A 10,235-nucleotide genomic window follows, 5' to 3' on the forward strand; every position below is an offset into this window, starting at 1 on the left:
CCGCGATGAAGGCGCCCTCAACAAAGACGTGCGGCGCATAGGCGTCGTAGACAAACCACCACCAAAAGAAGACAGGCGGGTAGTAGACTTTGAAGGCCGCCAGTTCGAACCAGGGACGTCCCAATTCGGGCTGCCAGGCGAGCCGCCAAGCCGTCCACTCGGTCGCGCCCCAGATGGCCAGCAAGACGATCAGGCCGACAACGATCACCTGTCCCCAGAGAATCTTGGTTCCAGACATCGCGAAAGTCCTTTGCGCAACTGCAGTGGAGAGAATGCTAGAGGCCGAGGTCGCGCTTCCGACCAAAGCCCCATTCGATGCCACCGTCGTCCTTCACGACGCCGGTGACGTGCTGGCCGAGCCTCTTCTCGAGCTCGCGCGACCAAGGCACGAGCTGGAAGCCGAGCCCATTATCAATCATGGCGAAGCGCCCCGAGGAGAGCGTCAGGCGCTGCCGATAGGTGCCCGCCACATGCTCCCCGTAGGCCGCCTTCACGTAAGGCAGGCCGGTGTCGGTCGAGACTTTTGCCGCCACCTCGTCCAGTTCACGTCGGCGCAACGTGTCCAGAAGGTCGCGCTGCAAGATGATGTGTTGGCCCTTCCGGCGCGCCAGACCTTCCTGAACCAGATGCTTGGTACGGGCTTCCACGGCGTCGCGGGTCTCGCGGCCGAATCCGCCCATGGCGAGCGGCATGGGGTCGCGTTCGACCAGCCTGTGGTCAAGCCAGGTTGCTCCTCTTGCGGTGATCTGCCCACTGAGATCGAGATCGGAGCGGGTCGCGAGCACAAAGGTGGGGCGCGGATCGCCGGTTTGGCCGAAGCGCCGGACTTCGACAATGCCGCCGATCGGCGGCGCCTGTTCGAAGGCCTCGATCCCTCGGAAGCGGACGTGGTGCGCGCGTCCGTCAGTTCCATCGATCAGGGCGTAAGCCTCACCCGTCAACTCATCGTGCAATCCCCGATCGACCAGCCGTCCGATGATCTGGGACGAAGGCTGTCCACCTTCGATGACAAAGTCGGCAACGCCGCGCGCTTCTCCACGCTCGGTAAAGGCGAGGTGCATGGTCTTGATGATGTCGCCGCGCATGCCGAGGTCGCGCAAGCTGCGCTCGGCCTCGAGGCCGACCATCCATTCGCCTGGTGCGGCGGATACGGCAAGGCGCATCTTCTCCAGATGCTGCAGGCGGCCGACCATCAGGCGTCTGATTTCAGGATCGGAGCTACCGGGATGTTCGGGGCGGAGATCGATATACCCGGTCTCATCTGCCGCCAGCCGGATCTCCCGATCGAGCCGCGTCCATCGTTCGGCCGAAACCTCCCTCTCCAGTGAATTGCGGATCTCGTGCTCGGGTTTTGGGCCCAGTTCGATGGCGACCAGTTCCTCGGCGCGCGAGCGCAGGCCCTGGCTGATATAGTCGCGGGAGATCACGAGATCTGCCCCTTGCTCATCTACTCCCCGCACGAGAAGATGGACGTGAGGGTTATCCGTGTTCCAGTGATCGACGGCCACCCAATCGAGCCGCGTACCGAGATCGGTCTCCATCTGCTTCGCGAGATCGCGGGTGAAGGCCTTCAGGTCGGTCATGTCGCCTGCATCCTCTGGTGAGACGATGAACCTGAAATGATGCCGGTCGTCCTTGCACCGGTCAGCAAAGGCTGCGCTATTGGCGCGGTCGCTGCCCCCATCGAACATCTCGGCCCGCTCACCACTTCGAGTCACGCCGTCGCGCTTGAGATACGAAAGATGGGCGGTCAGTGGTGCTGAACGGAAGGCTCGGCCCTTGTGCCGGACAACACGCGCCTTCGCCACAACGCGTCGTGCCGGGCCGAACAATCTGGCGCGGCTAAAGGCGAGGCGCCCGCGGCCAAACGTGGAGCGCCCATAGGCCACAGAACGCCTGCCAGCCGCGGCCTGTCCTGAGGTGTGACCGGCTTTCGTCGCGGCACGTAGCACCTGGTTGATAAAGCTCTTGGGCTTCGGCGAGCGGGTACTCCGGATACGCCCAGGCCGAATACGTAAATCGCTGTCGCCCACGCTCATGGCAGGGCCTCCCAACGAACAAAAGCGCACACAGTGCCGAAAACGCCTTTGATTGCATTCGCCAAAATCCAACGCGCGGCACGCGCTCCGACCGACCGGCACGCCAGGACCCAAGCCATGTCAATGGCTTGCGGTTCGACCGGCGAGCCCCTTTTATCTCGCCTTCCTAATCGGGCGGGCAAAGTCAACTCATTCCTACGCTTTTCTTCGACTCTTCGAACTTCAGTCATTACCGACTCCCTGCACCAACAACGCGCAACTTCACCGCAGCCGCGTACGCCACTTGCATTCACCAGGCGGGGTCCGTGCGTTCCTTCGCGTTCAGCACTTCGGCCGTCGCATGCTCTTCATCAGGTTCGTAAACAGGGATGTCCAAGCAGTCCGGCGCTCTCGTCCCCGAAGGGCGGCAGCAGGCAAGCGATAGCGGACATTTCCCGTTTCGCGGCCCGCCAGGGGACGCTCACCGCGCGCGCGGATCTGTAGTTACGTTCCTCCTCAACATGCCGGGCGCAGACCCAGCGCTAATCTATCGTCACCTGCACCGCGGCTACCGCGCCGGTTTCAACCGCAGCCGCTGCGTGATCTTTGCGCCAAACCCGACGTGGAAGTCGGTCTCGCTGACCCACATCCGGTGCAGAATGCTGGCGAGCTTGCGCGCCACCGCGGTGATCGCGCACAACATGCTGGACCGTTTGGCGATCCGCAGGCCCCACGCTCGCAGGGCCGACCATTTTCTGACCCGCAGCAGCAGGCTTGCGGCTGCCTCGCAAAGCGCCTCTCGGACGGCAACGTCGCCCTGCAGCGCTCATTGGGCTTTCAGGCCGCACAACGAAGAGTTCTCCAGCGGATGACCGCAGACGAGCGACTGCGCTGGAAGTAGTAAGGTCGCTGCCGATGACTGGCGCGAGCTTCCGCAAATAGGCTTCGGTCTCTACTGGCAATGGGCGGCCGGCGAGACGCTCATCGTAACGAGCAGGCCCCGCGTTGTAGGCTGCAAATAAGCCCGGCGCACCGTAACGGTCGCGCAGTTCGCGCAGGTACGCCGTACCTGCAAGTATGTTGTCATGGGGATCGTAAGGATCGTTGCCGAGGTCGTACCGCGTAGCTCCGCCCAGGTTTCTGGCATGATCTGCATCAACCCCATGGCGCCCTTGGGTGATTTTGCGCGCATGTCTCCGGCGCTCTCGACGTCTATGACTGCCAGTATCCAGCGCACCGGCATGCCAAAGCGACGCGAGGCCGCTTCAACGAAATCCGCAAATGAATTGCCAGTTCGATAACTCGCTGTGAGCTCTGCCGGTCGCGTCTCGGCGACAGCAGCAGCGTTACTCACAGTCAGTGCCACGAACAGGGGCACGGCAGCGCACAGGCTCCTCTCGAAAAAATGCAAGAGTGCCGGCGTGCTCGCGCCCGTCCAGGGTAAAGCCGCTTCGCGCCGGCCTTTCGGCCGCGCTGGACCGCCGCTGCGCGCGTCGGCTTTGCAAGCTTTGGTCGAGACGGAGGAATGGTCCTGCACTTGATCGAACAGAGGAATGGCAGAACGGAAACGTAGAACACGCACGATCACTCCTCCCACGTCCACACCGGGAGGGCACGGCCGATCACGCCCGACGCCGGAAGAAATCCAAAATATCGGCCGTCAAGGGAGTCATCCGACTGCCAATTCATGAGAAAGAGCTCGCCCTCCCCGACGACTCGGCAGCCCTGCCATTTCGGCAGCGGCCGGCCGCGTCCGTCACGATCCCGGGCCTCGCCGACTTCAATTTCATTCACGGAAATAGTGAGACCGCTTCTGCAGACCGTCTGCCCCGGCAGCGCCAAGACCCGCTTGAGCATGGGGACGCCGACTGGCAGATAGCCGTTCAGGTCTAGAAAGGTCGCAAGTGGTTCCGGCGGCTGAATGGCGACCAGCTCTGTGACACGAAAGAGTTTTGCCGCTCGCAAGCGATAGAGACCGATAGGTACGCTCGTCGATGCATTCCAGATGTAGAGCGGAAGCGGCTCCAGAAAGATTGTCGTGACAAGGGCGGCAGCAACCACGAACGTCGTTATCAGCATGATGAAACGGCACGTCATCGCATCACCTTTTGACGATTAAGCCACGCCTGATGGCGCGCTTTCGTATACGGACGCGGATTTTCGTTCACGGACAGACGGTTATGAACGTGATGCCAATGATCAGGAGCGACATCGGCGGGATCGATGCCGAGCGCTTCGACCGCATCGACCATCTGCAGCACCCGTTCGACCTTCGGCCAACCGGAGAGCCGCAGCAAAATCTCTCCGCCCGGCTTCACATACGGCACGGTCGAGCAGCGCTGTCCTGGTGCGACCGCGCGCAAGATGTCAATCCGCGAGATGATCGTGCCAAAGTCGCTGGAGGTCCAACGGACGAAGGCAAAGATGCTGCCAGGCGCGAATGACAGTACACGCCGGTGACCATCAAGCTTCCGTTCCTTGACGATGCGACCGAACCGAATGCGGTTTTCGATACGCATCTCAAGCCACAAGATTTCTACTTCGGTGAGGTCACTCATGCAGCGGCTCCTTGATGCTGGAGCTGAGAGCCGTAAGCTTTGCGCTCGGCGAAGTACGTATGCGGCAGGCGAAGGCAAGCACGACTCCCAGCCCGCGCTCGCCAATGCACGAAGATCGAGTCCCTGATGGCACGAAGGTTGCATCCCTCGATAGCACGAACTGATTCACAGGTTGTCCTCCGAATTGGAGTGAGTCCGCGCCGACGAAGGCGTGCCGTTAAGGGAGCAACGAGCGTGGGCACGAAGTTCAGCCGCTCTGTGCCGCTCGGATCGCGCGTGAGCACGAGCCGATAGCCGGGCAATGTCTGACGCTGGACGATCTGCCGTATGTCGGAACTAAATTGCTCGAGCGGGGAGAGGATGCCGGACTTGGTATGGAAGCGTACAAGGTCGAAACTCCAGCCGCGGTGCTGACGTTCACCCTGCTTGCGCGCGAGGCGGTAGAGCCACCGTTCAAGCCCGCCCGTAAGTTCGAAATAGCCGCGGTCAATCGTGAGCACGAGCGCGTCATCGATGACGCCGGCATAGAACCAATCAAGCAGGATCAGCTCGAGCCCAAATGGACGGCCATTTGCATCGGCCGTCTCCTTCCACTCGTTAAGCCAGAAGAAGCGATGCCGCCGGCGCTCTGTCGGCTGACGTATCGAGGTCAGGACGGTCGTTGACTGAAGTCTGTCGAGACGGGCCTTGACGCGATCATAATCTCGCGCGCTCGTATCGCGGCCGACAAATGTCAGAATTTCATAAGGCGTTGCGGCCATCAGGCGCGAGTTCTTCAAGCCGTTGTCACGGGCTTCGACGATCTGGGATGCGGCCCAGATCAGAACGTCGGCATTCCAGATGGTCGCCATGCCGTGTTCCGGCACCGCTTCGACCCGAATTGCGAGCGCGCCGACACGGAAGTCGATCGGAATAATTCGCTTCGTTTTTGCAAGCGAGAAGAACGGATAAGCCATCAGATCCTGCGAATCGCGTGGCGCGAGATCGCCGGGTAGCGCCCTAAAGAGCTCCAGCTGATCGCGCTCGGAATGTTGTTTGCGCCGCATGGTCACTGCCCTCGCCCGCGATTAGCGACGTTCCTGGCCCGCATATGGGCGCAGTACCGGATGCTTCTTTGCCGGCAGCACGGTCCCCTTCCCGGGGTCAGACGTCGACGTTTTGGCGCCGAGGTCAGCCCAGGCTTTCAGGTCGTCTACGGCGTAGACGACACGTCCGCCGATCTTCCGATACGTCGGCCCGGTGCCGTACGTGCGGTGCTTCTCCAGCGTGCGACCGGAGAGGCCAAGGTAACGCGCAGCCTCCGGTGTTCGCAGGAATCGCGGAGGTAGACCGGCCGTCGAATCGGGCATTTGAGCACTCCAGGATGACAGCGCACCGCGGATGGCGGCGCCGGCGTGTGTGGGGTCATCATGGAGAAGCGCGATCTCGGAGGGGGATGCCGAATATTGGGGGGTCCATTTTCGGCCACCCATGAAGGGCGCTACTCGACCCTGCGCCTGGGCCGAAGCAGCTTGCGATAGCCTCCGCGCACAAATGCGAGGCCGCTTTGTACAAGGCGACGGGTTCGGCTGCGCAGATCGTGTGTTTTCCATCCACGATCCGATATGCGCGGCTTGCCAAACAGAGCTTCTGCGATGCTGCGATAAGTCGCGCCAGCGAGATACGCGGCGGCCGCGCGAAGGGCTGCGCACAGTCGTTCGCGCCGCTGTTTGGGCACGCGATGAAACGGAGGCCCTGGCGCGCGTCCATTCATCGCGCGCCACAGCCGCGTGGCGGCATGCGCGCGCGCCTCGAAATCGCCGTCAAATGGCAACTCGGCCGCATAGCGAGCGCCTGCGGTCAGCGGCTGTTTCGACCAGATGCGATGCTTCACCGAACCGATTTGCAGCACGGCATGCCAGCCGTCAGCGGCACGGCGCACCTGACCAGATGCAGGATCAAGCGGCGGCTGAGGCGTTGGGCCTTGACCAGGCGTTGAATCGGTTACAACGACCGGGACGACGGTCGGGAGAACCTCGGGCGCCCAAAAGATTGTCTGCTCGTGGAACGACCTCTGCGGGTCATGCGCGAAAGCAGAGGCCCCACCTCCTCCTGAATTCCTCGCTCACCTCGCCGTCTGAGCTGCTAGCGACGATCGCATCGTAGTCACGTTGGTAGTCCACGTTCATACGAAGGCCTACCCAGGCGATTTCAGTGATCTCGGCGTTCTCCAGGCTCTTGAACGAATCCGGCGATCGCCAGTCGAATTCAGGCATTGCTTCCGCCCCCATTGCACTTAACGAACAAGGATTGTGGCGCAATAATTATGAACGAGGCGGTTGTAGGAAGCCCCTAATTTGGCACCACGTGGTGCATGAGAATGACCGCCGGTTAGCGGGAGAAAATCGTTCTTGCTGCAAGTCTGTAGTCGGCAATTCTCTTCTATTTTGAGCCAGTACCGCGTAAGAGGCGTCCCTGCTCAGTCACCCACTTGGCGCGCGCGAGGTGGCTCTGGTATGCGCGCATTGCACGATCCGGCTCGCGTTCCGCATCGATATGCAGCACTACCCGCGCGACTTCCATCCACTCAGCCCCTTCGCTCTCAGCCTGCAGGAGGCGAATGTAGGTGACGACATGCTGTTCGTCATAAGCCGTCAGAATCTGGTCCGTGGGCGCGGCGTCGGCAACATCGGGATCGAGCGGCGGATTCTTCATAAACTCCATGCCTTAGATTAGACGATTTCTAACACGCAGACCTGAAGAGGCTGAACCGTTAATATCTGGGTCGCCCGACCGGACGTGCACGTTTTGTCGAGAATACTCCGTGGTGAAATACTCTTCAAGGACGTGCCCTCTCGCGTATGGACATACGCGAGGTACTTGCAATCAATTTGCGGAAGCTCCGACAGGCGCGCGGTTTATCCCAGGAGGAATTGGCCCACAGGGCGGATATTGACCGCACCTATATCAGCGCGCTCGAACGAAGCGTCTATGCGGCGGGTATCGACGTTGTCGATCGGTTGGCGCGTAGCCTGGGTGTAGAGGCAGCCGACCTGCTGGCTCGTCCCAAGCGAAAGACGCGGGACCAAGCCGAATAGCTGATGCGAGCCGCCGGCCCTTTGGCGGACGCCGGCTGATGCGCACCAGAGTGAGAAGCCCCGCCCGACGGACCGGACGGGGCTTGGCGGAGCGTCTACTCGCCGCTCTTGCGCGGCCGCGACCACAGGAGCGTGTAGCCCTCGCCGCCCTCGTCATCGAACAGGTTCGCGTAGATCGGCGCGTTGAACGAGGGATCGTCGAGCTTGAGCGAGAGGTAATCGCGGCCCTCTTCGGAGCGCTTCGACCAAGCTGCGCCGATCTCCGCCCGGCCCACGTAGATGCGGTGGCTGGGAGCGTTGTCGTTGGATCGGTTGGTCTCGGCGACGATACGGACGCCCTTGGCTTGCAGGCTCAGGGTGACGATCTCGCCCTGGAAGTCGTTGCCGACCTTCTTGAAAGAACCGATGTTAGCCATGTCACTTCTCCTGTTGTGTTTCGAGCCCGCGACCACCGCGACCTCGATGGCGATCCAGAGGCCGAGGACGATCGGCGACGCACCCGCTCGCGGGCCGGAGCGCAGCGGAGGACGCCGTTGTTGCGACTTTCTTGCCTCGCGAGGAATGGGCGCAAGCCCAGGGGAAGAAAGTCGCATCAACGGCGTTGCGGCTCAGACGATCGAGGCGCAGCCGGTCTTCGGCCAGATCAAGCCATCAAAGAGGCCACGTGCGTCCGCGTGCTGAACCGCAACCTTGGGAGAAGATTTGGCGAATCTCGATTGTGCAGAACAAGAGGTCGGTACGGTTCGCCGCACAAAGAGAAACAATCTGCCGCAAAGGGCGGTATCGTCTCGGAACGAATGATCGAGCGCGGCGCGCCGCTCCACGCAACTATGTGGATCAGACAGAGATTGCTACGGCTTGCTTAGAGCGCTCTGACGAGAAGTGCGGTTACCTCTCGCTCAAGCTCGACGCCGCCTCGTTCAACGTGGTGCCCTGTGCGGTCTTGCTCGGCCGATGATGGCGACGAAGCCTCATCACTCGTGCGTCGCTGCTGGAAGAACTGGGCGAGCCGTATTCTCCAGCACCCCGACCGACTCCGACGGGCGGGTTCGCGAAAACAGTCAAACGCGCCTATGCCGTGCCGCTGATGCAAGCGGCGCCCAAACAAGCGAAGACGTGGCGCCAAGCCGACGACGGCACACCGATCTGCGATAGGGCGAACACCACATGATAGCCGGCGATTGCCGCAGGGGCCGCGAATACGGTTGCGATGGCGACGCGCAAGGCCAAGGACCGACTAAAGGCAACGGCGACCCGACCAGCGGCAAGCGTCAGCGCGCCCGAAGCAACTCCAATAAGCAGTGCGCCGAAGACGCCCCGCGCCATCGCGAAATGCCAAAGTCCCGATACTGAGTGCGACGAAAAACGGCAAAGCGTACACCGCGAGCGCAAACATGGCCCAGCAAAACAAACCGATACCAGAACAAGCCCAATGGCAAGCATGGTGGTGGCTCCATGTGCATGGATTTATCAATCGCGCCTTCCACCACCACACGGCGCAGTTTTGCGATGTAAAAACGAAACGAGGCGGAGTTGCGGCGTGCAACTCCACCTTGGCGTCTTCGAGGCGACGGCGCTCATGCGCCGCCGAACTTCCAGACGGGAATGCCGAGCCGCTTCGCCTTGTCGGCGAGATTGTCCTGAATTCCCGTGCCCGGGAAATGCATGACGCCGATCGGCAGGAGTTCGAGCATGGCGTCGTTGCGCTTGAAGGGGGCAGCCTTGGCATGTTTCGTCCAGTCAGGCTTGAAGGCGATCTGAGGAACCTTGCGGGTGGTCGCCCATTTGGAGGCGATCAGTTCGGCACCCTTGGGCGAGCCGCCATGGAGCAGGACCATGTCGGGATGCTTGACATGAACCTTGTCGAGACGATCCCAGATCAGATGATGGTCATTGAAGTCGAGCCCACCGGTGAGTGCAATTTTCGGTCCTGGTGGCAACATGACCTCGGTCTCGGAACGACGCTTGGCGGCGATGAAGTCGCGGGAGTCGATCATTGCTGCAGTGAGGGTTCGGTGATTGACCAACGATCCCGATCGAGGACGCCAAGCTGAGCCGGTGTGGACCTCAAATCGCTCGATGGCCTGATCCCGGAACAGTTCCAGGCAGTTGCGGCGCTCGATCAGGGTGAGCCCTTCGGCCGTCAGGCGCTCGAGTTCGACCGATCGCACTTCCGAGCCATTCTGCTCGCGCTGGCTCTTATGCTGCGCCTGTTCGTTGTTATCGAGCTGCAATTCGATGCGGTCGAGGGCACGATGGAACAGGTTGACAGTCGACCAGAGCAGATCGTCAAGGTCCGGCTCAAGTCGCGTGTCGTTCAGGGTCGCAACCAGGGCATCAAAGATGTCCGCTATGGCGCCGACGATCATCTTGCCCTCCGGGAGCGGTCTTGGATCGGGTTGGTCGTCGAAGGGTCGATAGCCGAACAGCTGTAATTCAGTGAGGATGTGGTCGGTCGGGGAAGAGGCATGCGGCGGTTCGATGTCGTCATCGTCGGTCATGGGAAGAGGTCCTTTGCCGGATCGGCCGCGACCATCGCGGTCTTCGTGGCGATCCTCTGACGGCGGGCGGACCGGGCCAGA

Annotated in this window: 10 protein-coding genes and 4 pseudogenes; 1 reads left to right on the plus strand and 13 read right to left on the minus strand. The window is 61.6% G+C overall.

Annotated elements, in window-relative coordinates; all coding sequences use genetic code 11:
• From IVB32_RS08990 to IVB32_RS09040, 11 genes and pseudogenes are all read right to left on the minus strand, one after another.
• Nucleotides 1-238: pseudogene (locus IVB32_RS08990) on the minus strand (conjugal transfer protein TraG); the annotation flags it as partial.
• Between the two features lie 37 nt (nucleotides 239-275).
• A complete protein-coding gene (locus IVB32_RS08995) occupies nucleotides 276-2,039 on the minus strand; it encodes a DUF3363 domain-containing protein (RefSeq protein ID WP_247410213.1) in 1,764 nt (587 codons plus the stop codon).
• A 547-nt stretch (nucleotides 2,040-2,586) separates the two neighbouring features.
• Nucleotides 2,587-2,820: pseudogene (locus IVB32_RS09000) on the minus strand (IS110 family transposase); the annotation flags it as partial.
• 109 nt (nucleotides 2,821-2,929) lie between these two features.
• A pseudogene (locus tag IVB32_RS09005) lies at nucleotides 2,930-3,372 on the minus strand (lytic transglycosylase domain-containing protein); the annotation flags it as partial.
• 230 nt (nucleotides 3,373-3,602) lie between these two features.
• On the minus strand, nucleotides 3,603-4,115 hold the full coding sequence (locus tag IVB32_RS09010) for a S26 family signal peptidase (protein ID WP_247299381.1): 513 nt from the start codon (nucleotides 4,113-4,115) through the stop codon (nucleotides 3,603-3,605).
• Nucleotides 4,112-4,576, minus strand: coding sequence for a DUF2840 domain-containing protein (locus tag IVB32_RS09015; RefSeq protein WP_247403487.1), 465 nt, complete (start codon nucleotides 4,574-4,576; stop codon nucleotides 4,112-4,114). The genes IVB32_RS09010 and IVB32_RS09015 overlap by 4 nt, the downstream gene beginning before the upstream one ends.
• Nucleotides 4,577-4,741: 165 nt before the next feature.
• A pseudogene (locus tag IVB32_RS09020) lies at nucleotides 4,742-5,622 on the minus strand (replication initiator protein A).
• A gap of 21 nt (nucleotides 5,623-5,643) precedes the next feature.
• Entirely contained in the window at nucleotides 5,644-5,925 is a 282-nt protein-coding gene (locus IVB32_RS09025; protein WP_018454787.1) for a helix-turn-helix domain-containing protein, read from the minus strand.
• A gap of 131 nt (nucleotides 5,926-6,056) precedes the next feature.
• Nucleotides 6,057-6,449 (minus strand): DUF2285 domain-containing protein, encoded by a 393-nt coding sequence (locus IVB32_RS09030; protein ID WP_247385471.1) that lies wholly within the window; start codon nucleotides 6,447-6,449, stop codon nucleotides 6,057-6,059.
• A 187-nt stretch (nucleotides 6,450-6,636) separates the two neighbouring features.
• The gene (locus IVB32_RS09035) at nucleotides 6,637-6,831 is read right to left on the minus strand and encodes a DUF6499 domain-containing protein (RefSeq protein WP_247299373.1); all 195 of its coding nucleotides are present in this window, start codon (nucleotides 6,829-6,831) and stop codon (nucleotides 6,637-6,639) included.
• Nucleotides 6,832-6,997: 166 nt separating this feature from the next.
• A complete protein-coding gene (locus tag IVB32_RS09040; protein WP_247361530.1) occupies nucleotides 6,998-7,270 on the minus strand; it encodes a DUF2285 domain-containing protein in 273 nt (90 codons plus the stop codon).
• A gap of 146 nt (nucleotides 7,271-7,416) precedes the next feature.
• Here IVB32_RS09040 and IVB32_RS09045 point away from each other — a divergent pair, with 146 nt between their 5' ends.
• Nucleotides 7,417-7,653: a helix-turn-helix transcriptional regulator gene (locus tag IVB32_RS09045; RefSeq protein WP_247361528.1), complete on the plus strand. Its 237-nt coding sequence runs from the start codon at nucleotides 7,417-7,419 to the stop codon at nucleotides 7,651-7,653.
• Between the two features lie 95 nt (nucleotides 7,654-7,748).
• On the opposite strand, the gene IVB32_RS09050 is transcribed toward IVB32_RS09045, so the two are convergent.
• Together IVB32_RS09050 and IVB32_RS09055 are read right to left on the minus strand one after the other, a co-directional pair.
• The gene (locus tag IVB32_RS09050; RefSeq protein WP_027562526.1) at nucleotides 7,749-8,069 is read right to left on the minus strand and encodes a DUF736 domain-containing protein; all 321 of its coding nucleotides are present in this window, start codon (nucleotides 8,067-8,069) and stop codon (nucleotides 7,749-7,751) included.
• A 1,161-nt stretch (nucleotides 8,070-9,230) separates the two neighbouring features.
• Nucleotides 9,231-10,154: a DUF2493 domain-containing protein gene (locus IVB32_RS09055; RefSeq protein WP_247361522.1), complete on the minus strand. Its 924-nt coding sequence runs from the start codon at nucleotides 10,152-10,154 to the stop codon at nucleotides 9,231-9,233.
• Nucleotides 10,155-10,235: the final 81 nt, after the last annotated feature.

The organism is Bradyrhizobium sp. 23 (genome assembly GCF_023073295.1).
Classification (GTDB): Bacteria; Pseudomonadota; Alphaproteobacteria; order Rhizobiales; family Xanthobacteraceae; genus Bradyrhizobium; species Bradyrhizobium canariense_D.

What these genes read in the sequence shown, in the direction of transcription:
- IVB32_RS09045 (WP_247361528.1), top strand. Translation starts at nt 7,417, where the DNA reads ATGGACATACGCGAGGTACTTGCAATCAATTTGCGGAAGCTCCGACAG.
- IVB32_RS08995 (WP_247410213.1), bottom strand. Translation starts at nt 2,039, where the DNA reads ATGAGCGTGGGCGACAGCGATTTACGTATTCGGCCTGGGCGTATCCGG.
- IVB32_RS09015 (WP_247403487.1), bottom strand. Translation starts at nt 4,576, where the DNA reads ATGAGTGACCTCACCGAAGTAGAAATCTTGTGGCTTGAGATGCGTATC.
- IVB32_RS09035 (WP_247299373.1), bottom strand. Translation starts at nt 6,831, where the DNA reads ATGCCTGAATTCGACTGGCGATCGCCGGATTCGTTCAAGAGCCTGGAG.
- IVB32_RS09010 (WP_247299381.1), bottom strand. Translation starts at nt 4,115, where the DNA reads ATGACGTGCCGTTTCATCATGCTGATAACGACGTTCGTGGTTGCTGCC.
- IVB32_RS09040 (WP_247361530.1), bottom strand. Translation starts at nt 7,270, where the DNA reads ATGAAGAATCCGCCGCTCGATCCCGATGTTGCCGACGCCGCGCCCACG.
- IVB32_RS09055 (WP_247361522.1), bottom strand. Translation starts at nt 10,154, where the DNA reads ATGACCGACGATGACGACATCGAACCGCCGCATGCCTCTTCCCCGACC.
- IVB32_RS09050 (WP_027562526.1), bottom strand. Translation starts at nt 8,069, where the DNA reads ATGGCTAACATCGGTTCTTTCAAGAAGGTCGGCAACGACTTCCAGGGC.
- IVB32_RS09025 (WP_018454787.1), bottom strand. Translation starts at nt 5,925, where the DNA reads ATGCCCGATTCGACGGCCGGTCTACCTCCGCGATTCCTGCGAACACCG.